This window comes from Mesorhizobium sp. CNPSo 4661 (assembly GCF_057784215.1).
Genome location: NZ_JBWGIO010000016.1, coordinates 123,019 through 149,067, shown reverse-complemented (window position 1 = coordinate 149,067; position 26,049 = coordinate 123,019). Strand labels below are relative to the sequence as shown.

Sequence of the window (26,049 nt, the reverse complement as noted above, 5' to 3'; positions counted from 1 at the left end):
TGAGGAGGAATGCTCAATGCCTTACGTCGTGACGGAAATCATGGACGACATTGAATTGTTGCAGGCTCATGTAGACAGCATATCCAAAAAGCGAGGCAGGATCGTAAGCGTATTATGGCGTGAAAGCGATCGCACTTATGTTGTGACGCATGAGGTGGAAGGGACTGAGAAACAAAATAGAAGCCAAAAGGCCGCATGATGCCAAGAAATCATACTGTTTGACACTAGATATATGATCCAGGAACCGGAGGGTTGCGGCTATGGTAGAGAGCCTTCTTAGCGTGTCGGGTATTAATCTATTCGGCCATTTTGTAATCGATCTGCAGGTTGTGAACCCACTTCTGAATCCTATCGTGGCGCAGGTGGCGACCGCCAAGAACATACCGGCATTGACTGGCAACAAGGTCGTGAATGGTGTGCGTCTGGCGGATAAGAGCAAGATTGTTGTCTGGAAACAGAAGGTCCTGGATCAGATCGGCGTGTACACGGTAGGCGGCGCTGACGGTCGGTGGACCAAGGATGACACGCCGGCCGGTGCAATAATCCAGGTGACCGGCGGGAATAGCTTCGTCGGCTATTTCATGAAGCTTGAGGGCGGGTTCGAATTCATCGGGCGCCGCCCGGGCGCCGCAAACCGAAGCGGGAAGAACAGGCTCCTTGAGGACCAACTGCAAAACGGCAGGTTTGCAAGGATATATGGCTTCAGTTTTGAGGGCAGCTACTACGACCTGCCAAGGCCCATAATATTCCTTGTGCACGGTGATGGAGAACTCGTCGCGGAGGATCTCGGCACGTTCAGTCCCGCCCGTTCACCCAGTCCGACCGGACTGACGGGCCTCGCGGCAGCCGACTTCGATTTCGCCGATGGCTTGCGCGTCTGGTCCTACGACAAGGCCGACTACACAGTCCGCATGGATGTCGAGACAGGCATGTTCGAGGATGTGCTGCTTGCAGCGACACTCGGCGGCGGCGGACCGGGCGGCATGGACAGTGCCGGCATGAGCGCGCGCGGAATGAGTGCAAGGGGAATGAGCGCGCGTGGCATGAGCGCAAGGGGAATGAGCGCGCGCGGCATGAGCGCCCGCGGCGGTGGCAACAGCGATTGACCTGCATGCAATGAGTGCCTGACGGGGCGGGGCTTCTTCACGATGCCGAGGGTTGGCCGCGGCTAGCGATCAACCAGGCGGAGCTTTTCCACTCCCAGATCGCGCGCGCGTTGCATTAGAAGCAGCTAATTCCTTTAAATCTCAGCAATATTCCTTTGAGCACGTCCTTCTTTCTCGGCTGCTGTTAGCGATTTCAGCGTGCTATGCTGCAGTGCCCGGTGGTTGCTGGGAACGCCGGCGGGAAGAGCAATGGTCACAAGCCGATTCGAGCTGCTTAATCGAAAGCTGTCGGCGATCGTCTATGCGGACGTGCACGGCTACAGCCGCCTTATGGATCAGGATGAGGCAGGGACGGTTGTCCGCCTGACCCAATCGCTCAGCTTCATCCGCGGCCTGGTTGGCGATTATGGCGGTTCAGTTGTCGATACTGCCGGCGACGGCGTGGTGGCTTTGTTCCCTAGCCCGACCCTGGCATTGCATTTCGCGGTCGAGATGCAGCGGGAACTGTCCAACGAGACCGTGTGGTCAGGCGGCGAGGATCCCATCGCCTACCGGATCGGCATTAACGTTGGAGACACGATCGCAAGCGATGGTGAGATCTATGGCCACAGCATCAATTTGGCCGCTCGAATCCAGTCGCTGGCGGAGCCGCGCGGCATATGCATCGCCGAATCCGTTCGCCAATTCGTTCGCGGTGAGGCGGAGTGTTCGTTCCGGTCGCTGGGCAAGCAAAAGCTGAAGAACATTGCTGAAGAGGTCGAGGTCTTCGCGGTCGACTTCGAATTGGCACATGCGGAGCCAAGGGAGTCGGCGCCACACTTTGTCCCTGCGACTGAGCGTTTCGTGCCGGAGAGTTCACTGGCGGTCTTGCCGCTTGAGAACGTTTCGGGTGACCCAGCGGACCTTCATTTGTGCCAGGGTGTCGTCGCGGACCTCATTTCCAACCTGTGCCGGTTCCGTAACTTGATGGTGATTGCTCGGCACTCGACATTGGCCGTCGTCACGCAGACACGATCGCTGCGCGAGATCGCCAATCAACTGGGTGTTCGCTATCTCCTGACGGGAAGCCTGCGCCGTGCGGGCACTCGTCTCCGGGTTGCGATGGACCTGGTTGAGGCGCAAACCGAGCATACAATCTGGTCGGAACGCTACGACGGTAGCATTGAGGATATCTTCGCCTTCCAGGACGACGTTACCGCGACGACCGCTTCGCGGCTGGCCGTGCATATCGACATGGCTGAGAGACGGCGGCTGATGTCGCAAAATCATCCCAACATTCATGCCTACGGCATGATCCTGCGCGGGCAGGATCTCAGCTTCCGCTTCCGACCGGAGAGCAATTGGCATGCCAGGCGGCTTTATGAGCAGGCGAGGAATCTCGATCCTCGCTATGCCCGCAGCTATGCAGCGCTGTCACGGACGTTCAACGTCGAATGGCGCTATGCGTGGACCAATGATCCGGAAGCTGCGCTGAACGAGGCGTTGAAGCTCGCGAGTCTGGCCGTGCTGCACGATGACCTCGATGCACGCGGTTACTCGGAGATGGGCCTGGCCCACCTCTACAAGAAAGAGCACGATCCAGCGATCGCCGCCTACGAACGTGCTCTGCAGCTCAATCCCAACGACGCCGACCTGCTGGCCGAGATGGGCGACTGCCTTGTCTATGTTCGGCAGGCGGAGCGGTCCGTGAAGCTGCTGGAGCGGGCGATGCGGCTGAACCCTTACTACCCCGACGCTTATCTTTGGTATCTGGGCGACGCCTATTTTCAGCTGGGCGAATATGAAAAAACGATAGAGACGCTGCAAAAGATGCGGGATGGCTCCGAGAGCCATCGGCTTATGGCGGCGAGCCATGCCTATCTCGGGAACACCCAGGAAGCGGAAAGGCATGCCCGTGCGCTGCTGGAGGTGCACCCGAATTTCACCACCGAGCAATGGCGGAAAGTTCCTCCGCACAAATATCCCGAGGACACTGAGCTGCTTGTCGATGGCCTGCGCAAAGCAGGGTTAAAATAGCGCGGCGACAGGAGCGTGCCGCGCGATAGACGCCGCGGCCGCTGCCGGAACGGGAACTCGCGCCAGCCTCAATTCCCGTTGGTGCCGATACTCCAGAGCGATGGCGCCCCAGACCAGCCCGAGCAGCAGGTAGAGATGGCGCCAGTGGTCGATGTCGATGAAGGTGCCTAGCCCGATATTGCCGAGATAGGCGACATAGGCGCAAAGCAGATAGGGCTGCCATGGCCGGTCGCGCAACAGGATGCGGAAGCCGGCGCCGATCGTCCAGAGCGTCAGCGTCAGGAACGAGACGAAGCCAAGCCAGCCGTAATCCATCAGCGCCTTCAGCCAGATGTCGTGCGTGTCCTCGCCGTAGATCGTGCCGAAAACCAGCGGACCGATGCCGAACGGGTGTTCCATCGCCAGCTGGAAGCCGATCGCGTAGCGGGCGAAGCGACCGAGCCGTGCCGAGTCGTAGCTCTGCTCGAGCTGCGCGCGCTGGGTGAACATATCCGACACGCCGGGCAGTTGCAGGATGACCAGGAAGGCGATGATCAGCAGCGCCACGGCCGCGATCGTCATCACCACGACCCGCAACCGGAACTTGCCGCTGGCGCTCTGCAGGAAGAGGCACGCGGTGAGCAGCACCGCCGACACCGCGAACATGCCCCAGGCGCCGCGCGAGAAGGAGAAGAAGATGCCGGCGGTGATGATGAGCAGCGGCAAGGCGAGCAGCGGCATGCGCGACACCGGGCCGGTCAAGAGCAGGTAGAGCAGGTAAGTGCCGGGCAGCACCAGGAACGGCCCGAACACGTTCGGGTCCTGGAAGGCGCCGGCGGCTCGGTCGTATTTGGTGAACATTTCCGCGCCGGGAAAGGCATGGAAATAACCGGCGATGCCAAGCAGCGACGTCGCCACCGCCGATACGACATAGGCGATGAAGATCAGCCGGTAGAGGCTCGGTTGAACCGAGGTCACCGAGGCAAAGAACACCGCGCTGAAGGCGAGAAACAGCGAGACGGCGAGATAGAGCGGCGTGTTGGCGAGATCCGCCATCTGCGTCATGGCAATCATGCCGCCGATGTTCATCGCCACCAGCAGCACCAGCAGCGGAACGATCGCGCGCGAGATTCGAAGACCGAAGAGCGCCCAGACCGCGATCAGCCCGGCCATGTAGATTTCGTAAGGCGCGGGTTCACTGATGACGAAGCCGGAGAGCAGGATGCCGATGCCGATCGCGGCCGACGCGATCAGAGAAATCAGCTTGGCGTTGACCGCTGACGCCGGCAACTCATGGGCGATGGCGCTCAATAGGCATTTTCCGTGTTGAGCAGGCGGATCGGCGTGAGGAACAGGATGCGCAGGTCGAACAGCATCGACCAGTTCTCGATGTAATAGAGGTCGTATTCGGTGCGCATGCGGATCTTTTCGTTGGTGTCCATCTCGCCGCGCCAGCCGTTGATCTGCGCCCAGCCGGTGACGCCGGGCTTGACCTTGTGGCGGGCGAAGTAGCCGTCGACCACCTCGTTGTAGAGCAGATTGTGCGACTGCGCGGCGATGGCATGCGGGCGCGGCCCGACCAGCGACAGCGAGCCGAGCAACGAATTGAAGAACTGCGGCAGCTCGTCGATCGAGGTCTTGCGGATGAAGCGGCCGACACGGGTGACGCGCGGATCGTTCTTGGTCACCGTCTGCTTGGCGGTCGGATCCGACCGGTCGGCATACATCGAGCGGAACTTGTAGACCTCGATGATCTCGTTGTTGAAGCCGTGCCGCTTCTGCTTGAACAGCACCGGGCCCTTGCTGTCGAGCTTGATGGCGATCGCGGTGGCGAGCATCACCGGCGAAAAGAGGATGATGCCGACGAGCGAGAAGACGATGTCGAAGGCGCGCTTGGCGACCGAATCCCAGTCGTTGATCGGCTTGTCGAAGATGTCGAGCATCGGCACCGAGCCGATATAGGAGTAGGCGCGCGGCCGGAACTGTAGCGCGTTGGAATGCGCCGAAAGCCGGATGTCGACCGGCAGCACCCAGAGTTTCTTCAGAAGCTGCAAGACGCGCGATTCGGCGGTCAGCGGCAGCGACACGATCAGCATGTCGATGCGAGCGATGCGGGCGAATTCGATGAGCTCCGAGATCGTGCCGAGCTTGGGATAGCCGGCGACGATCGGCGGCGAGCGCTTGTCGTTGCGGTCGTCGAAGATGCCGCAGATGCGGATGTCGTTGTAGGGCTGCTTCTCGACCGAGCGTATCAGTTGTTCGGCCGCCTTGCCGCCGCCGACTATCAAGGCGCGGCGCTCCATCCGGCCGTCGCGCGCCCAGCGCCGGATCAGGCTGGACATCACGAGTCTCAGGCCGAAGATCAACACGAAGCCGACCGCGAACCAGGTGCCGAACAGCAGGCGCGAATAGTCTTCCGACGCCTTGATGGCGAAGGCGGTGAGCGCCATCAGCGCGAAGCTGCCGGCCCAGACCAGCAGCACGCGGCCGAAATTGGCGAGCGGGCGCATCAGCGCCGCGATCTGATAGCAGTCGGTCACGTCGAGCAGCACCACGGCCAGGAACGACGTCGCCGCGATCGCCAGCGGATATTGCCAGGCCAGATAGTTGAAGAAACCGACATAGTAGAAATAGACGCCGAGACCCGACAGGAACAGCATGGCGAACTCGACCATGCGCAGCACGCCGCTGACCATGATCGGCGACATGGTATCGCGCCGGTATTGCGAGGCGACCTGGCGCGCCACATCATTGATGCCGCCAGGCTTTTCGCTTCCGGCGGGAGCGTCGTAGTTGCGCACCGCATCTATGGAAAAGCGGTGCGCGGGGTCGATTTCATTCATGGGAACTGTCCGCGAGCTTCGCGCAACTGCATAGCAAAAGAGAGCTAAGAAAGCCTTGAAACAACCGGTGGTTTTGGAGCCGTTCGGGCGGCCGCAAGCCTATCTGTTCAGCGCGGAGAAATAGGCCTTCTCGATTTCGGCCGCCATCACATCGGCTCCGAAGCGGGCTTTGAGCTCGTCCGTCTGCGGCATCTGTCCGCGATAGGCGTCGAAATCGCCGAGCGCCGTCTGCATCTTGGCCGCGAGTTGCGAGGGGTCGGGGCGGATCAGGGCAGGGGAGTTTTCGCCGAAGATTTCCGGAATGCCGCCGACCGCGGTCGCGATCATCGGCATGCCGGCAGCGAGAGCCTCGAGCACGATGTAGGGCATCGCCTCCGCGCGAGACGGCACGACGATCGACTCGGCCAGCGCGAAAGCGTCTCTTGCCGGCATGGGCGGCAGGAATCGGACGTGGTTTTTGAGGCCGAGCCGCTCGACCTGCGCATGGTAGCGCGGCAGGTCGTCGCCGTCGCCGACCATCACGGCGCTCAGCGGACGGCCCGACTCGCTGCCGGCCAAAGCCAGCGAATCGATGAAGATATCGGGACCTTTCAGGTCGCGCATCATGCCGATGTACAGGAAATCTGCGGCATTCGCCGCGGTCGCCACCGGTTCGAATTCGGCGGCGCGCAGGCCGTTATAGACCAGCCGGTTGGGTATGGGCGGCTCGCCGACCTTGCGGCGATAGGTTTTGCGCTCGTAGTCGGAAACGAACAGCAGGCAGTCGGTGAAGCGCGCCATGAAGCGCTCCAGGCCGAAGAACAGTTTTCCTGTCGCCGTCGTCTCGTCATAGTGGAGGGAGCCGCCATGCGGCGAATAGAGGCGGGCAACGCGAAACCTTGATACCCGCAACAATGAGCCGAACAGCCGGGCATAGGCGCCACCCTTGGCGCCATGTCCGTGCAGCACGTCCGGCCGCAATTCCTGGATGATTCGATAGGTGCGCCAGGCCGAGGCGAGGTCGCCCGGCCCGACATGCCGTTGCATCGGCGTGCGATGGATGCCAAGCGCGAGGCTGTCCTTCATCGCCTCGAACAAGCGTTCCTCATAGTCGCCGCCGGTGGTCGAGTCGCAGACGATTCCCACCGCGTGGCCGGCGGCGACCTGCGCCTCGGCCAGGTCGCGCACGTGCCGGAAGATTCCTCCGACAGGTGAGCGAAAGCAGTGGACGATCCTGAGGTTCACCGCCACGACGGGTTTTTCAGAACAGGCGTTCGCGAACGTAGATGGTGTCGCCGGGCAGGAGCGGATCGGATGTCAGCACCCGTCCGGTCATCACCTTGCCGTTGATGTCGCGGGTGATGTCGACGCTCCCCTGATTGGCGCGCGGCGTGAAGCCGCCGGCGATGGCGACCGCCTTTTGCACCGTGAGTCCCGGCACATAGGAATACTGGCCGGCAGCGCCCACTTCGCCCATGACGAAGATCGGCCGGTAGCGGTCGATCTCGACCGAGACGTCGGGATCGCGCAGATAGCCTTGGCGCAGCTTGTCGGCGATCTCCTTTTCCAACTGCTGCGCGGTGTGGCCGCGCGCCGGCACCGAGCCGACCAGCGGGAAGGAGAGATAGCCGGACTGGTCGACGCTGTAGGTGTTGGTCAATCCATCTTGCTCGAACACCGTGACACGGACGCGGTCGCCGGCGCCGAGCCGATAGGGCTGGTCGAGCACTTCATGGAAGGCGGCGGGTGTCGGGCGGTAGCTCGAGCAGCCGGTGAGCAGCGACAGGGCAAGCAAAGCGCGAAAGAGGGAAGCATTGCTTTTCATGACCGGCCAGGAACCTTCATCGCTCTTGCCGCAAGTCGCGGCCAACCCCAGGAAAGTGCGACCGTTATCATCCTGTTAGGGTTAATGGGCGGTAAAGGAGCGTGCTGCGGGAGAGCGGAGATCGGCAAAAAGCCCAATTGTTCTATTGCTTTCGCCCAATCTTCTTTGAGTGCTCTCTAATAAGCATCCATTCTGATCTTAACGGGTGAGTTACCATAGTTGTTTACGGTCCGTCCTCGACTCAAAGTTCGGAGCAGGATGCATGTCCGTTCAGTCCGCGGCCGCAGACGTCGATGTCGATCTGAGACAGCTCTTCGCCAGTCTGGCGAGGAACTGGGTGCGCATTGTCTTCGTGACGCTTCTGGTCACCGGGCTGGCCTTTGCCTTCGCCTGGCTCGCGACGCCCTATTACAAGGCGACAGCCAAGCTGGAGATCGGCTCGCGCGAATCGGAATACACCCGGCCGCCAGGCACCAACGATGACGAAAAGCCGATTCTCGACGAGCAGGGCGTCGCGACCCAGGTCCAGATCATTTCCTCGCCCGACATCCTCAAGCAGGTGGCGACCAAGCTCAACCTGGACAAGCTGCCGGAGTTCGACGAAACGCTGAAGATGTCGACGCTCGGGCGCATGCTCGTTCTTGTCGGCTTGAAAAGCGATCCCTTCGATATTCCGCCGGAAGAGCGCGTGCTGAATGCCATGCACGACAAGCTCAACGTCTACGCCGTTGAGAAGACGCGCGCGATCGCCATCGAGTTCGCCTCGAAGGATCCCAAGCTTGCCGCCGACATCGCGAACGGCATCGCCAACGCCTATATCGCCTCGAAGGGCGACGCCAAGCTCGAATCGAATGCCGCCGCTACCGACTTCCTGGCGCCGGAAATCGCGGACCTGCAGAATCGCGTCAAGGACGCCGAGGCCAAGGTCGCGGCGTTCCGCGCCCAGTCCGACCTTTTGATGGGTGGCAACAATGCGGTGCTTCCGACCCAGCAGCTCGCCGAACTGTCGAGCGAGTTGTCGCGCGTGCGCGCCAGCCGCGCCGCCGCCGAAGCGAGCGCCGAAAGCGTGCGCCGGGCGCTGCAGAATGGCGGTTCGCTGGACAGCGTGCCGGAAGTCCTGTCTTCCGATCTGATCCAGCGCCTGCGTGAGCGCCAGGTGGAACTCAGGGCTAATATCGCCGACCTTTCCACGACCCTGCTGGACAACCACCCGCGCATCCGGGCGCTGAAGTCGCAACTGGCCGATCTCGACGGCCAGATTGGCAACGAGGCGCAAAAGATCATCCGTGGCCTGGCCGCCCAGGCCCAGACGGCCAAGGCCCGCGAGGATCAGCTGGTCGCGGACGTCAACACGCTGAAAGCCGCGTCGGCCCGCGCCGGCGAGCAGCAGGTGCAGCTGGACGCCTTGCAGCGCGACGCGAATGTTCAGCGCCAACAGCTTGAATCCTATATGACAAGCTACAATGCGGTGGCCTCGCGCAAGGATCGCAAATACTCGCCTGTCGCGGCGAGCCTGATTGCCAGCGCCCAGGTGCCGTCCCAGCCCTATTTCCCGAAGATTGGGCCGATCACCGGTGCCGCCGCCGCCGCTTCGCTGCTGCTGATGGCGATCGGCACGCTGCTTGGCGAGCTGTTCTCGGGCCGCGCCATGCGTCCGGCCGCCGGTGCTCGCTTTACCGATATCGAGCAGGTGGCGATGCCCGTGGCCAGGGTGGAACCGACGGTCGTTGAGGCTCACGACGGAGGTCGGGCCTTTGCGCCTTACGAGGAAGCCGCGGCGGGGCATTCGATTGCGGAATCGGAACTCCCGAGGCCGGCCGAGCGCGAGCTGGCGGAGGCTCGCGCTGCGGCTGTCAAGCAGGCTGGGCCAAGCGAATCGACCCCGGAACCAAGGCAATCCAGGCTCGGCGAGATCGATGTCGACAAGGCCGCGGAGAAGCTGATCGCTTCCGGCGCCGCGCGCGCGATCTTCGTGTCGCCGGAGGGCGACGAGGCGGCCGCGTCCGCCGTGCTCGTGGCGCGCGAAGTATCCGATGCCGGTCTGCGTGTGCTGCTGCTCGATCTCACCGCATCGGGCGCGGCGTCGCTGCCGATGCTGGACACGAGCCTGTTCCCCGGCATCACCAATCTGCTTGCGTCCGAAGCGCAGTTCAGCGACGTCATCCATCCCGATCTCTATTCGGATGCGCATGTCATTCCGGTCGGCACCGCCGACCCTGTCCGCGCCATGCGCGCCGCCGACCGGCTGCCGATCATCATGCAGTCGCTCACCACGGCCTATGATCTCGTCGTGGTCGAGTGCGGCCCGGCCGACGCGCAAGGCATTGGCCGCCTGGTCGGCGACGGGACCGAAGTCTTCCTGTCGATGCTGGAGGCCGACGACCAGGTGACGCAGGCCGCGGTGAAGCTGATCGAGAACGGCTACCCCAACTTGACGCTGGTCACGCCGGTCGGCCACGAACCGCCGGGAACCCCGGTGCCGGGACGCCGCTCGGCGGCTTGAACGCCGCGCGAAAACGCGACGGGGTGTCGAAGCAACCGTGCGTCCGATTAAAGCGTGGTGATCAGTTATCGTCTTCGGCTGGAACGGGCGCGGCCTGACCGGCCGCCTTGCGGCGCAGCATCTTGGTCAGCTTCCAGACCGTCGGATTGTTCTTGATGAAGGCCTTGGCGCGCGCGCCTTGCCGCATCGTCGTCGCCAATGCGCGGCCTTTCAGCGTCAACGGCGCAAGCACCTCGAAATGCTGGATCTCGATATCGCACCAGAGCCGTTTGTAAGGCTCGTCGCCGACCGAGAAGTCATACACCTCGAAGCCGAGCTCGGAGGCTTCCTGGATGTTGTCGAAGAACAGGAAATCGCCGGGGCTGGCGAAGGCGAGGTCGTCCTCGGCGATGGCGCCGAACTCGCAGATCAGCCGCTTGCCAGAGCGGCTGGAGCCAGTGACCGCACGCAGTTTTCCCGCCACGTCCAGGCCGTGCAGCAGGAAGGAGGGATTTTCCTCGCTCAGCGCATCGGTAAACAGCGCCCGGAAGAAGTCGCGCACTTGCCTGTCGCCGAAGACATCGGCGATGCCCATCTTGGCGAAGCGTACTTCCTTCATATCGAGGAAGGCGTCGAGCAGCCTGTCGACCTCCTCGCTGGTGCCTGCCTCGATCCGGCGGAAGGGGCCGACAGCCTCGAACTTGCGTGTCTGCGAGCGGTGCTTCTTGCGCTTGCGCTTACCGCTCGCGCGCGACAAGAGCGCGTCGAACCCGCCGTCGAGGTCGACCGCGAGCGCGAGGTTCGGACTTGGAAAGCCGGGCAGCGCGGCGAGCGGGTTGGCAACGCCATCGAGGTCGGGCAGCAGCCTTTCCAGCGAGATCAGGTCGATGTCCGGCCGCGTTTGCACGATCGCCTTGAACGCCGAGCGGATCGCCTGGCCGTCGATAGCAGGCAGGAAACGTGGATCGGCGGCGGCGAAATTGCCGTTGGCGTGGCGCCCGCCGGCGAAACGGGCAACTTTGAACGGGCCGCGTCTTACGATCTCCAGGGCCAGGGATAGCGCCGGGCGGCCATCGCAGGCCAGCGTCGCAAAAACCATGTCGGCGCCGGTTGCGGTCGCCCAGTTGCCCACCCAGGATGCGCTTTGCGCCGGCGCGAACAGCGCCGAGGTGCAGAATTGAACATAGTCGGCAAGCCCGGCGCCGTCCCTTGCGGTCGCAGTCCACCGACCCTGATCGGCTCGCATGGCGCGCGCGGAAATCTCATTGGTCGCGACCCGGTTGCCGTCAAATGACGCGGTGGCGTCAACCATACCTCAATCCTTAAGACGTATTGGTTCCGGCTTGGGGGTTCGCATAGGCGCAATTCGTGCTTGCATGAGCCTAGGCGCAAAAGGTGAAGGAATGATCGACGGGGGCGAGGCAATCCGGAAACTGGCGTTGAACCTTGCCCGCTACTCCGGTCTCGCGCCTCTGGCGCGGCCGTTTGTTGGCGGCATCGGCGCTATCCTGATGCTGCACCGTGTCACCGCGACGCCGGAAAAGCCGAACAGCGTCAATCGGCACCTGAACATCGCTCCGGCCTTCCTCGACAGGCTGATCGCTGACATGAAGGGGCGGGGTTATACCTTTGTTTCCCTTGATGAAGCGATCGAACGCATCAAGACGGGCGGCAAGGGCCGCCAGTTCGCCACGATCACCGCCGACGACGCCTATCGCGACAACATGACCGAGGCGCTTCCGGTGCTGCAAAAGCACGCCGCGCCGATCACCATCTATGTCGCCCCCGGCTTGATCGACGGCGCCGTCGATCTCTGGTGGGACGTGATCGAGGACATTGTCGACACCAGTTCGCGCCTGACGCTGACCAGGGCGGGCAAGCCGACGCTGATCGATTGCTCGACGCCAGGCAGGAAGATCCAAGCCATTGCCCGGCTGAACGCCTGGCTGACCCTGGAAGTCTCCGAGGAAAAGCAGGGAGCCGCGCTGCGCGAGCTAGCCCGTTCGAACGGGCTCGAATTCGGCTCGGGCCGCCCATGCGCCTTGATGAATTGGGATGAACTTCGCAGCATGGCAGCGCACCCGCTGGTGACCATCGGCGCGCACACCATCAACCATCGGAACTTGAAGCGACTGTCCGAAGCCGATGCGCGCCATGAGATCGGCGACGTCCGCCGCATCCTTAAGGAAAGGCTCGGCGAGGAGCCGCGTCATCTGGCTTACCCGTATGGCTATGCGAGCGCCGTCGGCTGCCGCGAGGTGGGCTTCGCCCGCGACGCAGGCTATGCCTCGGCGGTGACCACGCGGCATGGTGTGCTGCGCGCCGAGCATGCCGGCTTCCTGCACGCGCTGCCGCGCATCTCCGTCAATGGCCGCTATCAGAGCGTGGCGCATATCCGCACGATGCTGTCCGGCATCACGACGCCGCTCGCCAATGCGGGCAAGATGGTGGTGACCATCTAAGGCTGCGTCAGCCCTTCGGGCCGGGCTCTAGTATCAGCCATTTGATGATGCCCATGGCAGGCAGCACCCACAACAGGCCGCTGAACAGGAAGAACAACAGATGCGCGACAGGGCCGTATTCGGCGAGCCTGGTGACCGCGACGGCCGACGCGATCAGCGCGTAGATGATGACCAGCGCCACCAGCAATATGGTTCCGATCAGCTTTTTCAGGCGAATGGGCATGTCGAGGTTCCGTTGACCCGCTTCGCTTAGGCCGAATGAAGAGGGCGCGCAACCGTCGCGGCCCGGCGCGACGGCGTGCCGCGCTGTCCAGTCTTGCCAGTTGGGCGACCTTGGTCCACCAATCGCGCGTTTCAACCGCCGGGAAAGCGAAATGGCTGCCATCACCGCCACGGCCCCCTATGCCGCACGCGACCGCGACCTGCATAACCGCGCCCTGCTGCGCGGCTGGCTCTACGCCGTGCTGCTTGTGCTGTTCGCTCTGGTGCTGGTCGGCGGTTCCACGCGTCTCACCGGCTCGGGGCTGTCTATCACTGAGTGGCAGCCGATACACGGCGTCATCCCGCCGCTCAACGACGCCGAATGGCAGGAAGAGTTCCAGCGTTACCAGCAGATCCCGCAATATACCGAGATCAACAAGGGTATGAGCGTCGACGACTTCAAGTCGATCTTCTGGTGGGAGTGGGCGCACCGCATCCTGGCGCGCAGCGTCGGCGTCGTCTTTGCCTTGCCGCTGCTGTTCTTCTGGGCGACACGCCGCATCGAACGCGGCCTCGGGCTGAAGCTCGTCGGCATCCTGGCGCTCGGCGGGTTGCAAGGCGCCATCGGCTGGTGGATGGTGGCTTCCGGCCTGGCGGACCGCGTCTCGGTCAGTCAATACCGGCTGGCGACACACCTGACGCTTGCCGCGCTCATCTTCACAGCCACCATGGTGGTCGCGCGCGGGCTGGCGCCGCATTCGGAGCCCGCCGCCGACCGGCCGACGCAGCGGCTTGCCGGCTTCATCGTGCTTTTGGCGCTGGTCCAGATCTATCTTGGCGGATTGGTCGCCGGGCTCCACGCGGGGCTTAGCTACAACACATGGCCGCTGATGGACGGAAAGCTGATCCCGTCCGACCTGCTTCTCCTGAAACCCGCCTGGCTGAACTTCTTCGAAAATCCGAAAACGGTTCAGTTCGTCCACCGGCTCGGCGCCTATACGGTCCTTGTCGTGGCGCTCTGGCACATGATCGCGACGTGGCGGCGCCAGCCCGGCACCACCCATGCCCGCCGGGCCACGCTTCTGTTCGCGCTGGTGGTCGTCCAGGCCTCGATCGGCATCGGCACGCTCTTGATGCAGGTGCCGCTGCACATGGCGTTGACGCATCAGGCGATCGCGCTTGTGTTGCTCGGCTTCGCTGCCGCGCACTGGCGCGGCACCAAGGGCGCCTATCCGCTTCCGACCGAAATTGCCGTCAGAGGCTGAGGCGAACCTTTCGAACTGCTTCAGCGACGGCTAGCTCGCGTTTTTCGTCGACCGCGTTCTTGTCCTCGCGATGCCAAGCGGCCGACAGGCAGCCATAGGCGATCGCATGGTCGAGGATGGCGCGTGGCGACTGTCCGAGCGTCTTTCCAAACACGTCGGCCATATGCGCGATCCGGCGCGGATCGAGGCAGAGGTCGTCGCGGTCGAGCGGGTTGTAGAAGATGTTCGCCGCGTCGAAGCCGGGATCGCCGAGCACGCCCTTTGGGTCGATCGCCAGCCAGCCGCGCGGCCCGAACAGGATGTTGTCGTGGTGCAGGTCGCCATGCAGCGGGCGCACGGCATGCGGGTCGGCAAGCAACCGCTCGGCTATATTGGCAGCGTCGACATAGAGGCTGTGCCGCCCGGCTTCCTGATCGGTCTTGGCCGCTCGAAACAAGCTGACGTACCGTTCCCGCAAGGGCTGCAGGTCGGCCGGAGGCGTGTGCTCGGAGGGCGACAGCAGCTTCCCCATAATGTCGGCGGCAATCGCCGTCGCGACATCGTCGCCATATTCCGCAAGATGTTCGGAAAGCAGTCGGTCGCCGGCATATTCGAGCAGCATGCGATTGCCGTCACGGCCGAGCAGGCGCACGGCGCCTTCGCCGCCCCGCCAGGCAAGGTAATGCTCGCCGCGCAGCTCGTCGGCGACGTCGTCGAAGGGTTTCAGGTCCTTGACGATTGCCGGCGAACCATCCTCGCGCGTCACCTTCCAGATCCGGCTGGAAAACGTCTCTTCAATGAGTTCGGGAGCGCTGAGCTTCCAGCGCTCGGGAAACGCTTGCATTGCCGCTCAGTGCTTGATGCCGAGCATCAGGTCGAGGTTCTGCACCGCGGCGCCCGACGCGCCCTTGCCGAGATTGTCGTAGACGGCCATCAGCAGCGCCTGCGCCCGCTCGTCATTGGCGAACACGTAGACCTTCATCCGGTTGGTGCCGTTGTAGACCTCCGGGTCGATCTCCGGCATGCGCTCCATGTGCGTGTAGGGCGCGACCTCGACCACGCCGCCGTCGATCGACGCATAGTGATCGGCGATCGCCGCATGAAGCTCAGCCCCTGTCGGGACGCGGTCGAGACCGCCGAGCTGCAGCGGCACCACGGTGATCATGCCTTGCGCGAAATTGCCCACTGCCGGCTGCATGATCGGGTCGTGCGACAGCTTCGCGTAGGTGCGGAGCTCCGGCACGTGCTTGTGCTGCAGCGTCAGCCCGTAGGGCAGGAATTCGGGTGCGTCCTCGCCCTTGCCGACATAATCCTCGATCATCGGCCGGCCACCGCCGGAATAGCCGGAGATGCCGTTGACGGTGACCGGGAAGTCGGCAGGCAGCAGGCCGGCCGCAACCAGCGGCCGCAGCGTCGCGATCGGCCCTTGCGGCCAGCAGCCGGGATTGGCGATGCGCTTCGCGCTGGCTATCTTCTTCGCCTGGTCCTTGTCCATTTCGGCGAAGCCATATTCCCAGCCCTCCGCCACGCGATGCGCGGTCGAGGCGTCAATCACCTTCGTGGTGTCGTTCGTGATCAGCGACACGCTTTCCTTGGCCGCCGCATCCGGCAGGCAAAGGATCGCGACATCGGCCGCGTTGAGGAACTCGGCGCGGGCGGCGGCCTCTTTGCGGCGCTCCGTCGGGATGGAGATGATCTCCAGGTCGCCGCGGTCGGCCAGCAGCGCCCTGATCTGCAGGCCCGTCGTGCCGTGTTCGCCGTCAATGAAGATTTTCGGTTTCATCGCTTGCCTAATTCCCTGCGATTCCAATGTCATATGCCGTTGGCATGATTTATTGCAGCATGATTGCCGTTGCTCAGTTCGTCGAGCCGTGCCTTTCGCTCCGCCAGCAGGCCGAGATAATGCATGGCGATGATCGATCCGGCGATCGCCGTTATATCGGCATGATCATAGGCCGGCGCAACCTCGACGACGTCGGCGCCGACGATGTCGATCTGGCCGAGCTGGCGCAGCGTCGACAGCATCTTGGCCGAAGACGGGCCGCCTGCCACCGGCGTGCCGGTGCCGGGCGCGAAAGCCGGATCGAGGCAGTCGATATCGAAGGTGAGATAGGTCTTCTTGCCGCCGGTGCGCTCGACGATCGCGTAGGCGATGTCGGAGGCGCGCATTTCCTCGACCTCGTGGCCATAGAGGATTTTTATGCCGAACGTGTCCGGCGCATGGGTGCGGATGCCGATCTGGATCGAGCGATCGGGGTCGATGATGCCTTCATTCACCGCGCGGGCGACGAAGGAGCCATGGTCGATGCGCTTGCCGTCGTCCGGCCAGGTGTCCTGGTGCGCGTCGAACTGCACCAGCGCCATCGGCCCGTGGATCGCGGCATGCGCCTTGAGCAGCGGCCAGGTGACGAAATGGTCGCCGCCGAGCGTCAAAAGGAACGCGCCTGATTTCAGGATCTTGGCCGCCTCGCGCTCGATCGTGCCGGGGGTCTTCTGGTGATTGCCGCTGTCGAGCAGGCAATCGCCATAGTCCACTACTGAAAGGTGCTCGAACAGGTCGCGCGAGAACGGGTACTGCGGGTCGTTGTCGAGGATCGCAGAGGCGCGGCGAATAGCCTGCGGCCCGAAGCGGGCGCCGGGCCGGTTGGTGACGGCGGCGTCGAAGGGAATGCCCCACACGACGGCGTCCGCGCCCTTCACGTCCTTCGCGTATTTGCGCCGCATGAACGACAGCGCGCCGGCATAGGTCGGCTCGAGCGACGCGCCCGTTTTGGAACGGGCGGTGAAGGCGTGGTCGATCTCATTGTTCGCCATTAGGAATCCTCGGTTTTCATCGGGGCAGCCACAACTACAGAACCGGCACGCAACATGCCAGTCACAGCTTGCGGAATGGAAGCGGCGCTCGGCGAGTGCCACGCCAACACAGGATCTGTATCATTATGGCTGAGACGGCTCTGCTCAATCTTGCGTCCGCACCCACGGCGACCCGTGTCGGCACGACCGCCGGCGAGCGCTTCCTGGTGCTGGATTCCTGGCGCGGCATCTGCGCGCTGCTGGTGGCGCTGTTCCACTTCCCGACGACCTCGATGATTTCGCAGAGCGCCTTTGTCGGGGGCTCCTACCTGTTCGTCGATTTCTTCTTCGTGCTGTCCGGCTTCGTCATCGCCAGCGCCTACGGCAGTCGCTTGAACAAGGAGGACGACCTTGCCCGCTTCGCGCTGGTGCGCTTCGGCCGCATCTATCCGTTGCATCTCCTGATGCTTGCCGCTTTCGCAGGCTTCGAGGCGCTCCGGCTCGTGCTGCCGGCACTGCACGGAACCGGTCCCGCGCCCTTCACCGCCGGTTTCGACCTGAAAAGCCTCATCGCCAACCTCTTCCTTGTGCAGGGCATGGGCGTCGAGGATCATCTGAGCTGGAACGCGCCGAGCTGGAGCATCTCGGCCGAGTTCTTCACCTATCTGCTTTTTGCCGCCGTCGTCTTCACCACCGGCCAGCGCGCCTGGATATGGTTCGTCGCCGCCGCGGTGACGGCGCCCCTTTTCCTGCTTGCGGTCTCGACGCGTCATATGGACGTGTCCTTCGATTTCGGCTTCATCCGCTGCCTTTACGGCTTCTCGCTCGGTGCGTTGCTTGCCTGGTTTCAGCACGATTCCATTGCAGAGGCGCGACAGGCGCTGAGCGGCGGGGCAGGGCGCCTCGCCTGGACGCTGGCCGAACTGGCGATGATCGCGGGGATCGCCTTGTTCGTCTCCACTGCCGGCACCAACGACCTTGGCATTGCGGCGCCGGTCGTCTTCGCGCTGGCGCTTTATCTTTTTGCCCATGAAGGCGGCTTGGTCAGCGCCGTGCTGCGCAGCCGGCCGATGCTGCTGCTCGGCTCGCTCTCCTATTCGATCTACATGGTCCACATCTTCGTCCAGGCGCGCATGATCAATGTCGGCGGCCTGATCGAACGCAAGCTCGGGCTCGGCATCGTCGGCGACCTGATGCTGCGCGGCGACCATGCGACCGGCTTCGGCGCCGGCTCGCCCTGGATCGGCTTCGCGGCCCTGATCGCCATGTTGATCGCGGTCATCGTCGCGTCGTGGTTCACCTGGCGCTTCGTCGAAATGCCTGCGCTTGCCTGGTTCCGCCGCCTTTCCAGGCGGATTTGACGAACTTTGATGCGAAACAGCTAGCCGGCTTCGTTCACCGCCCTGTCATGGGCATCGCTTAACCGGGTCGCGACCCGGAACGGAGCGATTCCCCGATGCGAACACTCTGGATGAGCCTTGCCTTTTCCGCCGCCCTTGCCACCATTGCCGGACAAAGCTTAGCCGGCGAGACGCGCGCTGCCCAAATCCTCGACCGCTTCGAGCATGCCAACCAGTGGCGCGATCATGTGATGATCGCTGCGCACCGGGCCGGCAGCATGCAGGCCGGCAAGACGCTTTACGCAGAGAATTCGCTTGCCGCGGTCGAAGGCTCGATCGCGATCGGCGCCGAGATCGTCGAGGTCGACGTCCGGCGCGCGAAAGACGGCGAATTCGTCATCATGCATGACAGCTGGCTCGACCGCACGACCACCTGCACTGGCGAGGTGGTGAAATACACGCTTGCCGAGCTGAAGAAATGCCGGCTGGTCATCGAGGGCACGGGCGTCGTCACCAACGAGACGGTGTCGACGCTGCGCGAGATGCTGCTGACGACCAGGGACAGGATCCTGATCAACCTCGACAACAAGCTGGAGGTGACCGACCTGCCGGGCATGATCGCCGAGGCGCGCGATCTCGGCATGGCCGATCAGGTCATCGTCAAGGAGAACCTCTGGAACCGGCAGCGCATCGATGCCGCGAGCGCAGCACTTGCCAAGGCCGGCGGCGGCTTCCAGTTCATGCCGATCCTCGCCGACGACGCCGTCCACGATGCGGGCTTCGCCGGCGAGGTCGACAAGGCTTTCGCGCCCCGCGCCATCGAATTGATCAATTGGCGCAACGGCGCCGAGACGCTGACGTCGACCGGCGGCCCGCTGTTCAGCAACCATATGCGGGCGGAAGCGGCCAGAGGCGACTGGCATCTCTGGGCCGACACTTACGCCATCGTCAACAAGCCGGGTGGATTCCTCGCCGGCGGCCGCGGCGACGAGCTCGCCGTCGCCGCCAGCCTGCCGCGCGAAGCCTGGGGCTTTTGGGTCGACCGCGGCGCGACGATCATCCAGACGGATGAGCCGAAAGCGGCGATCGAGTGGCTGGCGAGCAATGGTTTTCGCGTGCCTTACACGACGGACATCAAGCAGGCCGAGCCGGCGCATACCGCAAGCATTAATTAGAGTGCGGCGCTGGAACTGCGATCTCCCCCCTTGTGGGGAGATCACCCAATCACGCCGCCTTCGCGACCCCATCCAACTCGTTCAGCACATCCCCCGACAGCTCCAACTCCGCAGCCGCAAGATTCTCCCGCAAATGCCCGACCGACGATGTGCCCGGGATCAGCAGGATGTTCGGCGAGCGCTGCAGCAGCCACGCCAGCGCCACCTGCATCGGCGTCGCGCCAAGCCGTTCGGCGACACCGGATAACGTCGACGATTGCAGCGGGCTGAAGCCGCCGAGCGGAAAGAACGGCACATAGGCGATGCCATCGCGCGCTAGTTCGTCGATCAGCGCGTCGTCGTCGCGATGCGCCAGATTGTACTGGTTCTGCACGCAGACAATGTCGCAGATCTTGCGGCCTTCCGCGATCTGGGCGCGGGTGACGTTGCTTAGGCCGATATGGCGCACCAGGCCTTTGCGCTGAAGCTCGGCTAGCTTGGTGACTTGCGCCTCGATGGAGCCCTCCGCTGGACCATGCACCCCGAACATGATGCGCAGATTGACGACGTCCATCACCTCGAGGCCAAGATTGCGAAGATTGTCGTGTACGGCCTGTTCGAGCTCATCGGCTGTGAAGGCCGGCAGCCAGGAGGCGTCTTCGCCACGACGGGCGCCGATCTTGGTGACGATGGTGAGATCGTCGGGATAGGGCGATAGCGCCTCGCGGATCAGCTTGTTGGTGACGTACGGCCCGTAATAGTCACTGGTGTCGATATGATTCACGCCTTGCGCCACCGCCTCGCGCAGCACCGCGATCGCCGCGTCATGGTCCTTCGGCGGACCGAACACGCCTTTGCCAGCAAGCTGCATGGCGCCATAGCCGATGCGATGAACCGTGCGGTTGCCGAGTTTATAGGTGCCGGATTTGTCTACGCTGGACATTGCAGTTCTCCTTCGTTGTCGGTGAGGGAGATAGGACATAGCTGCTGTCCCGATAACCGGATATAATTGGCACAGCTTGTACGGAATTTAGAACAATGGCGGCTGACCTCAACGATCTTCAGGCGTTCATGGCCGTGGCGCGCGCCGGCGGTTTTCGCGAAGGAGCCCGTGTGACGGCGGGCAGTGCGTCCGCGCTCAGCGAAGCCATCCGCCGTCTGGAAACGCAGCTTGGTGTCAGGCTCTTCAACCGCACCACGCGCAGCGTCGCTTTGACCGAGGCTGGTGCCGGCCTGCTGGCGCGGCTCGGCCCCGCATTGGGCGAGGTGGAAGCCGCACTCGATGTGGTGAACGGCTTTCGCGACCGGCCCGCCGGAACCTTGCGGCTCAACGTGCCGATAAGCGCCTCGCGGCTGGTGCTGCCAAGAATCGTTCCGGGATTTCTGGCGGCCTATCCTGCCATTCGCCTGGAGGTGATTGCCGAGGAGAACTTTGTCGATCTGCTGGTGGCGGGCTGCGATGCCGGCATCCGCTATGACGAGCGGCTGGAGCAGGACATGATCGCCGTGCCGATCGGGCCGCGCACGCAGCGCTTCACGACCTCCGCCGCGCCGGCCTACCTTGATCGGTACGGTCGGCCGCAGCATCCCCGTGACCTGCTTGGCCATGCCTGTGTGCGCGGCCGCTTCCCGAGCGGAGTCATGACGCCCTGGGAGTTCGAGCGGGATGGTGAGGTGGTGCGAGTCGATCCCACGGGACCATTGGTCGTCAGCATCGGTGGAGGCGTCGATCTCGCCGTCGATGCGGCGATCGCCGGCGTCGGCATCCTTTGGCTCTTCGAGGACTGGGTGCGCCCATATTTCGAGAGCGGCGTGCTGGAGCCGGTACTGGAGCCGTGGTGGCAAAACTTCTCGGGGCCGTTCCTCTATTATCCCGGCCGCCGTCTGGTACCGGCGCCGCTGCGTGCCTTCATCGACTACATCAAATCGACGGCCGGGCACTGGTAATGGAAACAAAAAGGCCGCCCGGAGGCGGCCTTTCGAAAGCTTGGAACCCGTAAAGCTTAGCGCTTGGAGAACTGGAAGCTGCGGCGGGCCTTCGCCTTGCCGTACTTCTTGCGTTCGACCACGCGGCTGTCGCGGGTCAGGAAGCCGCCCTTCTTGAGCACCGAGCGCAGGCCCGGCTCATAGTAGGTCAGCGCCTTGGAGATGCCGTGACGCACCGCACCCGCCTGGCCCGAGAGGCCGCCGCCGATGACGGTGGCGACGATGTCGTACTGGCCGGCGCGGTTGGCCGCGACGATCGGCTGGTTGAGGATCATCTGCAGCACGGGACGCGCGAAATAGCTCGCGAATTCCTTGTCGTTGACGGTGATCTTGCCGGAGCCCGGCTTCACCCAGACGCGCGCGATGGCGTTCTTGCGCTTGCCGGTGGCGTAGGCGCGGCCCGACTTGTCGAGCTTCTGGACATGCACGGGCGCGGCCGGCTGCGCGGCGACGGTGCCGAGTTCTGCGAGCGAGGAAAGCTCAGCCATTACGAAGCCCTCTTGTTCTTGGAGTTCAGCTTGGCCACGTCGAGCGTGACGGGCTGCTGGGCGGTGTGCGGATGCTCGGCGCCAGCGTAGACGCGGAGATTCTTCATCTGGCGGCGGCCAAGCGGGCCGCGCGGGATCATGCGCTCGACGGCCTTCTCGACGACGCGCTCGGGGAACCGGCCCTCGAGCAGCTGGCGCGCGGTGCGCTCCTTGATGCCGCCGGGATGGCCGGTGTGCCAGTAGTAGACCTTGTCGGTGTACTTCTTGCCGGTGAACACCACCTTGTCGGCATTGATGACGATGACGTTGTCGCCATCATCGACATGCGGGGTGAAGGTGGGCTTGTGCTTGCCGCGCAGATGGTTGGCGATGACGGTGGCCAGACGACCGACGACGAGACCTTCGGCGTCGATCAGCACCCACTTCTTCACCACATCCGCAGGCTTCTGCGAAAAGGTAGCCATGGTTTTGCTCTCACGTTGACCTTTCCAATCAGGAAAGGCGTTTCTTGTTGCTTGGATTGACGGAAGAGCCGGAGCCGACCCGCCAATAACAAAACGGCGGCCTTTGCGGGCCGCTGCTTCGGGTCGGCTTATAGGCGAGGGCGCTTAACGCGTCAAGGCGATCAAAAACCAGCCGGGCGGATAAAATGATGCAAAAACAATGGTTTGGTAAGGTGGTATTATTTTACCACAAGTGTGGCCGGCGCTAATCCGCTCGGGGGCTAGTGCTTAGCTTCGATTTCCTTGCGGGCTGCGCTTGAGAGAAACGCCGATCTGGTAATGCCGCGCTGACGCGCGGCGGCATCGATCGCGCGCAAGACACCGCGTTCGAATGTCACGTTCGCCCTCACCACGGCGCTATCATTATCGATCAGCGGCACCGAGACCAGATAGGCGCCTTCGGACAGCGCGGCGCGGATTTCGGGAAGCGAGACAATAGCCTCGTGGCTGGATGGCTCAGGAACAGACATATCCTCGGCCCAAAGCTGCAGGGCCTCGACCGCATTTGGCACGATATCTTCCGGTGCGTCCGCAGCTGAAAAGCAGCCCGGAATGTCGGGGAAGCGAACACCAAACGCGCTGTCGGCATCCTTCTCAACCAGCGCGAAGTAGTTCTTCATTGCAGTCTCCTGATTGCACGCGTGATTTAAATCGCTCGAATCCAGCCTGCCTGCTTGGCGATCGCGCGAGCGGTGCCGACTGGCAGATCTTTCTCCGGGTGCGGAACGACAAGCACAATGGTGCCTTTGCGGAATTTGTGATGCGAGCCCCGAACCGAGACCAATTCAAAGCCGTCGTCCCTCAGCCGTTTTATGATGCGGCGACTGTCACGCTCGATCAAATGCCACCTATGCGTATATATATACACATCACATTGAGGTATCAAGCTGGGGAGGACTTTCGCGGAATCGAATAGGTGCCGGTGGCATGCGCGACGGTGTGCCCGTCCGGGCCGGCGACAATGTCGATATCGAACACCATCAGGCTTTTGCCGAGCTTCAGGATGCGGCAATGGCCGTCGATCGGACCGGCCCCTGCCTTGCGCATGAAGTTGATGTCGAGGTTGACCGTCACCGATAGCGCGTCCGGTCCGGCATGGCTGAGCACGCAGACGTAACCGCCGATGTCGGCCAGGGTGAACAGCGACGGACCGGACACCGTGCCGCCGGGGCGCAAATGCCGCTCGTCGGCGTTGAGCCGCACCGTGCAGCCGCCTGGAAACACGTCGATCGCCTCGTAGGAGGTGAAATTGTCGTTGAGCTGCGGATAGACGCTTGCCATCAGCGCATTGACTTCCGCCGCGGTGAGCACTGGCTTCACATTGCTTTGGGCTGGCATCGGCGCGTCCTATATGAATGAGCAGCTCCGGGCGGTGCGCCTGGACCAAACGGTGCGACGGAGAAAACACGTCTCGCGGCTGTTCTTCAACCGGCAGCGTGCTAGTTCTGTTGCTCCATAAGCACGAGGATTAGAAGTGGCCGAAGTCGTCGCCATCAAGCCCGCCGTCGCTGACGGCCCCGTTCTTGTCAGCCAGGACAAGGGCATCTTGCGCCTCACGCTGGCCAGCCCGCCGGCCAATGCGCTGTCGCTGGCGACGATGGCGGCGCTGCAGGCCGAGTTCGATCGCGTCAGGGCCGACAGATCCGTGCGCGTCATCATCCTCGCGGCGTCGGGAAAAGTGTTCTGCGCCGGTCACGACCTCAAGGAAATGACGGCGCATCGCGCCGAAGCGGACCGCGGCAAGGCCTTTTTCGAAAAGACCTTCGCGGCCTGCGCAACCTTGATGCAAACGATCGTGCGCCACCCGAAGCCGGTGATCGCCGAGGTCGACGGTCTCGCCACCGCCGCCGGCCTGCAACTGGTCGCCAGCTGCGACCTTGCCATTGCCTCGCACGAGGCGAGTTTCTGCACGCCTGGCGTCAACATCGGCCTGTTCTGCTCGACGCCGATGGTGGCGCTGTCGCGCAACGTCTCGCGCAAGCAGGCGATGGAAATGCTGCTCACCGGCGAGACGATCGACGCCGCGACCGCCAAGGAATTCGGCCTGATCAACCGCATCGTGCCGCGCGAATATCTGAATCAGGTTGTCAACAAATACGCGCAAACCATTGCATCCAAATCCTCTTTGGTGGTCAAGACCGGCAAGGAAGCATTCTACGCCCAGGCCGAGATGGGGCTGGCCGACGCCTATGCCCATACCGGCCGCGTGATGGTCGAGAACATGCTGGCGCGAGATGCGGAGGAAGGCATCGGCGCCTTCATCGGCAAGCGCAAGCCCGAATGGACCGACGAGTAGCCAACTTGAATGGAGCCGTGCCAATCAATCGCTGAAGGTTCGACGTGGCTGCCCGCAAGCAACTGACGCGGCTGAAAACGCCTTATCTCAAGCGCATCCTGCTTGAGCCATCGCGCGTCACGGATTGGGAAAAATATCCCTGGAACCTGCCGATCTTCCACGGCCGCGAATTCGAGTTTGAATTCACGAGCGCCATCACCATCATTGTCGGCGAGAACGGCACCGGCAAATCGACGCTGCTGGAAGCGATCGGCGCGTTGGCTGGTTACGACGAAGCCGGCGGTGGCAAGGGCTACCGCCCGGTCGACCATTCCATTGCGATCGACAAAAGCGGCGCGTCCCTTGCCGACACGCTGCGCGGCCATTGGCTGCCGAAGGTCACCGCCGGTTGGTTCTTCCGGGCTGAATCCTTCTATTCCGTCGCACGCTATCTCGACCGGGCGGCTCTCGAAGATCCGTTCAAGCCACCGCCGCCCGATTTCCTCTCCTGGTCGCATGGCGAGGGCTTTATCCGTTTCTTCGAGGAGCGTTGCCGCCGGCAAGGCATCTATATCCTCGACGAGCCCGAAAGCGCGCTGTCGCCCACGCGCCAGATCGAACTCTTGAAACTGCTCCGGCGCATGGAGCAGTCGGGCAGCGCGCAGGTGATCATGGCCACGCACTCGCCTTTGTTGATGGCTTGTCCGAACGCGCGGCTCTTCCGCGTCAGGCGCTCCGGGCTGGACCTCGTCGATTTTCAGGACACCGATCATTTTCGCATGATGCGCGACTTCTGCAGCGATCCGGCTGCCTTTCTCGCCGAAGCGCTGTATGAGGACGAACCATGAACCACGATACCTACGACAACAGCTATATCGCCGGCATCCTGAATTCGGTGAAGACGATCGCCATGGTCGGCGCTTCGCCCAACGATGTGCGGCCAAGCTACTTCGTGCTGAAATATCTTTTGGCCAAGGGCTTTTCGGTAGTGCCGATCAATCCCGGTCATGCCGGCAAGCAGATCCTCGGACAGACGGTTTATGCCAGCCTCGCCGACCTGCCGCTGCCGGTCGACATGGTGGACATCTTTCGCGCTTCCTCAGCGGTGCCGGGCATCGTCGACCAGGTGCTGAAGCTTGACCCGCTGCCCAAGGTCGTCTGGATGCAACTTGGCGTGCGCCACGACGAGGCGGCGGCCCGTGCCGAAGCCGCCGGCATCAAGGTGGTGATGAACCGCTGCCCGAAGATCGAATACGGCAAGCTGTCCGGCGAGATCGGATGGACCGGGGTCAACTCCGGCGTGCTCTCATCGAAAAAACCCTTGATGCGCCAGGGGTTTCAGAGCTTCGGCGTAAGGCAGAAATAGGCGCGCG

Annotated in this window: 27 protein-coding genes; 12 read left to right on the top strand and 15 right to left on the bottom strand. The window is 63.1% G+C overall.

Annotation, left to right across the window (positions count from 1 at the left end):
* Positions 1–16: 16 nt before the first annotated feature.
* From AC0YKC_RS24320 to AC0YKC_RS24310, 3 genes are all read left to right on the top strand, one after another.
* Positions 17–199, top strand: coding sequence for a hypothetical protein (locus AC0YKC_RS24320; RefSeq protein ID WP_320298062.1), 183 nt, complete (start codon positions 17–19; stop codon positions 197–199).
* Between the two features lie 61 nt (positions 200–260).
* Entirely contained in the window at positions 261–1,106 is an 846-nt protein-coding gene (locus AC0YKC_RS24315; RefSeq protein ID WP_320298061.1) for a hypothetical protein, read from the top strand.
* Between the two features lie 249 nt (positions 1,107–1,355).
* On the top strand, positions 1,356–3,122 hold the full coding sequence (locus tag AC0YKC_RS24310; RefSeq protein ID WP_488512887.1) for a tetratricopeptide repeat protein: 1,767 nt from the start codon (positions 1,356–1,358) through the stop codon (positions 3,120–3,122).
* On the opposite strand, the gene AC0YKC_RS24305 is transcribed toward AC0YKC_RS24310, so the two are convergent.
* The 4 genes from AC0YKC_RS24305 to AC0YKC_RS24290 form a co-directional block, all read right to left on the bottom strand.
* Positions 3,114–4,412 (bottom strand): O-antigen ligase family protein, encoded by a 1,299-nt coding sequence (locus AC0YKC_RS24305; RefSeq protein WP_320298059.1) that lies wholly within the window; start codon positions 4,410–4,412, stop codon positions 3,114–3,116. The two genes, AC0YKC_RS24310 and AC0YKC_RS24305, sit on opposite strands and share 9 nt — an antisense overlap.
* Positions 4,409–5,944 (bottom strand): undecaprenyl-phosphate glucose phosphotransferase, encoded by a 1,536-nt coding sequence (locus tag AC0YKC_RS24300; protein WP_488512886.1) that lies wholly within the window; start codon positions 5,942–5,944, stop codon positions 4,409–4,411. The genes AC0YKC_RS24305 and AC0YKC_RS24300 overlap by 4 nt, the downstream gene beginning before the upstream one ends.
* Before the next feature lie 99 nt (positions 5,945–6,043).
* Positions 6,044–7,174, bottom strand: a complete 1,131-nt coding sequence (locus tag AC0YKC_RS24295) for a glycosyltransferase (RefSeq protein WP_488512885.1) — start codon at positions 7,172–7,174, stop codon at positions 6,044–6,046.
* Positions 7,175–7,184: 10 nt separating this feature from the next.
* A complete protein-coding gene (locus AC0YKC_RS24290; protein ID WP_320298056.1) occupies positions 7,185–7,748 on the bottom strand; it encodes a polysaccharide biosynthesis/export family protein in 564 nt (187 codons plus the stop codon).
* A gap of 262 nt (positions 7,749–8,010) precedes the next feature.
* Here AC0YKC_RS24290 and AC0YKC_RS24285 point away from each other — a divergent pair, with 262 nt between their 5' ends.
* Positions 8,011–10,251, top strand: a complete 2,241-nt coding sequence (locus AC0YKC_RS24285) for a GumC family protein (RefSeq protein ID WP_488512884.1) — start codon at positions 8,011–8,013, stop codon at positions 10,249–10,251.
* Positions 10,252–10,312: 61 nt separating this feature from the next.
* Here the strand turns inward: AC0YKC_RS24285 and AC0YKC_RS24280 are convergent, their stop codons facing one another.
* A complete protein-coding gene (locus AC0YKC_RS24280) occupies positions 10,313–11,542 on the bottom strand; it encodes a GNAT family N-acetyltransferase (RefSeq protein WP_488512883.1) in 1,230 nt (409 codons plus the stop codon).
* 91 nt (positions 11,543–11,633) lie between these two features.
* Here AC0YKC_RS24280 and AC0YKC_RS24275 point away from each other — a divergent pair, with 91 nt between their 5' ends.
* Entirely contained in the window at positions 11,634–12,692 is a 1,059-nt protein-coding gene (locus tag AC0YKC_RS24275; protein WP_488512930.1) for a polysaccharide deacetylase family protein, read from the top strand.
* Positions 12,693–12,699: 7 nt separating this feature from the next.
* Here AC0YKC_RS24275 and AC0YKC_RS24270 read toward each other — a convergent pair whose 3' ends face one another.
* On the bottom strand, positions 12,700–12,915 hold the full coding sequence (locus tag AC0YKC_RS24270) for a DUF2842 domain-containing protein (RefSeq protein ID WP_320298053.1): 216 nt from the start codon (positions 12,913–12,915) through the stop codon (positions 12,700–12,702).
* 151 nt (positions 12,916–13,066) lie between these two features.
* Here AC0YKC_RS24270 and AC0YKC_RS24265 point away from each other — a divergent pair, with 151 nt between their 5' ends.
* Positions 13,067–14,158 carry a COX15/CtaA family protein gene (locus tag AC0YKC_RS24265; RefSeq protein WP_488512882.1) on the top strand — a complete coding sequence of 364 codons (1,092 nt, stop codon included), beginning with the start codon at positions 13,067–13,069 and terminating at the stop codon, positions 14,156–14,158.
* On the opposite strand, the gene AC0YKC_RS24260 is transcribed toward AC0YKC_RS24265, so the two are convergent.
* Genes AC0YKC_RS24260 through speB form a run of 3 tightly spaced genes read right to left on the bottom strand, consistent with a single transcriptional unit; the run spans position 14,148 to position 16,951 of the window.
* Positions 14,148–14,981, bottom strand: coding sequence for an aminoglycoside phosphotransferase family protein (locus tag AC0YKC_RS24260; protein WP_320298051.1), 834 nt, complete (start codon positions 14,979–14,981; stop codon positions 14,148–14,150). The genes AC0YKC_RS24265 and AC0YKC_RS24260 overlap by 11 nt on opposite strands.
* A 6-nt stretch (positions 14,982–14,987) precedes the next feature.
* Positions 14,988–15,920 carry an N-acetyl-gamma-glutamyl-phosphate reductase gene (gene argC, locus AC0YKC_RS24255; protein WP_320298050.1) on the bottom strand — a complete coding sequence of 311 codons (933 nt, stop codon included), beginning with the start codon at positions 15,918–15,920 and terminating at the stop codon, positions 14,988–14,990.
* Positions 15,921–15,949: 29 nt separating this feature from the next.
* The gene (gene speB / locus AC0YKC_RS24250; RefSeq protein WP_488512881.1) at positions 15,950–16,951 is read right to left on the bottom strand and encodes an agmatinase; all 1,002 of its coding nucleotides are present in this window, start codon (positions 16,949–16,951) and stop codon (positions 15,950–15,952) included.
* Positions 16,952–17,076: 125 nt separating this feature from the next.
* Here speB and AC0YKC_RS24245 point away from each other — a divergent pair, with 125 nt between their 5' ends.
* Entirely contained in the window at positions 17,077–18,291 is a 1,215-nt protein-coding gene (locus AC0YKC_RS24245) for an acyltransferase family protein (RefSeq protein ID WP_434722518.1), read from the top strand.
* A 95-nt stretch (positions 18,292–18,386) separates the two neighbouring features.
* Positions 18,387–19,445 carry a glycerophosphodiester phosphodiesterase family protein gene (locus tag AC0YKC_RS24240; RefSeq protein ID WP_488512880.1) on the top strand — a complete coding sequence of 353 codons (1,059 nt, stop codon included), beginning with the start codon at positions 18,387–18,389 and terminating at the stop codon, positions 19,443–19,445.
* Between the two features lie 49 nt (positions 19,446–19,494).
* On the opposite strand, the gene AC0YKC_RS24235 is transcribed toward AC0YKC_RS24240, so the two are convergent.
* Positions 19,495–20,367 (bottom strand): aldo/keto reductase family oxidoreductase, encoded by an 873-nt coding sequence (locus AC0YKC_RS24235; protein ID WP_434722519.1) that lies wholly within the window; start codon positions 20,365–20,367, stop codon positions 19,495–19,497.
* 95 nt (positions 20,368–20,462) lie between these two features.
* Here AC0YKC_RS24235 and AC0YKC_RS24230 point away from each other — a divergent pair, with 95 nt between their 5' ends.
* The gene (locus tag AC0YKC_RS24230) at positions 20,463–21,371 is read left to right on the top strand and encodes a LysR family transcriptional regulator (protein WP_320298045.1); all 909 of its coding nucleotides are present in this window, start codon (positions 20,463–20,465) and stop codon (positions 21,369–21,371) included.
* A 56-nt stretch (positions 21,372–21,427) separates the two neighbouring features.
* On the opposite strand, the gene rpsI is transcribed toward AC0YKC_RS24230, so the two are convergent.
* From rpsI to AC0YKC_RS24205, 5 genes are all read right to left on the bottom strand, one after another.
* Positions 21,428–21,898 (bottom strand): 30S ribosomal protein S9, encoded by a 471-nt coding sequence (gene rpsI, locus AC0YKC_RS24225; RefSeq protein WP_040983171.1) that lies wholly within the window; start codon positions 21,896–21,898, stop codon positions 21,428–21,430.
* On the bottom strand, positions 21,898–22,362 hold the full coding sequence (gene rplM / locus AC0YKC_RS24220; protein WP_040983169.1) for a 50S ribosomal protein L13: 465 nt from the start codon (positions 22,360–22,362) through the stop codon (positions 21,898–21,900). The genes rpsI and rplM overlap by 1 nt, the downstream gene beginning before the upstream one ends.
* Positions 22,363–22,622: 260 nt before the next feature.
* Positions 22,623–23,021, bottom strand: a complete 399-nt coding sequence (locus tag AC0YKC_RS24215) for a type II toxin-antitoxin system HicB family antitoxin (RefSeq protein ID WP_488512879.1) — start codon at positions 23,019–23,021, stop codon at positions 22,623–22,625.
* 26 nt (positions 23,022–23,047) lie between these two features.
* Positions 23,048–23,239, bottom strand: a complete 192-nt coding sequence (locus AC0YKC_RS24210) for a type II toxin-antitoxin system HicA family toxin (RefSeq protein ID WP_488512929.1) — start codon at positions 23,237–23,239, stop codon at positions 23,048–23,050.
* Between the two features lie 44 nt (positions 23,240–23,283).
* Complete coding sequence (locus AC0YKC_RS24205; RefSeq protein WP_488512878.1) at positions 23,284–23,739, bottom strand: PaaI family thioesterase; 456 nt, start codon at positions 23,737–23,739, stop codon at positions 23,284–23,286.
* Between the two features lie 136 nt (positions 23,740–23,875).
* On the opposite strand from AC0YKC_RS24205, the gene AC0YKC_RS24200 reads away from it, so the two are divergent.
* The 3 genes from AC0YKC_RS24200 to AC0YKC_RS24190 are packed head-to-tail and all read left to right on the top strand — an operon-like array spanning position 23,876 to position 26,042.
* Positions 23,876–24,697, top strand: coding sequence for an enoyl-CoA hydratase (locus AC0YKC_RS24200; protein WP_488512877.1), 822 nt, complete (start codon positions 23,876–23,878; stop codon positions 24,695–24,697).
* 44 nt (positions 24,698–24,741) lie between these two features.
* A complete protein-coding gene (locus AC0YKC_RS24195; RefSeq protein WP_488512876.1) occupies positions 24,742–25,524 on the top strand; it encodes an AAA family ATPase in 783 nt (260 codons plus the stop codon).
* Positions 25,521–26,042: a CoA-binding protein gene (locus tag AC0YKC_RS24190; protein ID WP_488512875.1), complete on the top strand. Its 522-nt coding sequence runs from the start codon at positions 25,521–25,523 to the stop codon at positions 26,040–26,042. The genes AC0YKC_RS24195 and AC0YKC_RS24190 overlap by 4 nt, the downstream gene beginning before the upstream one ends.
* Positions 26,043–26,049 lie beyond the last annotated feature (7 nt).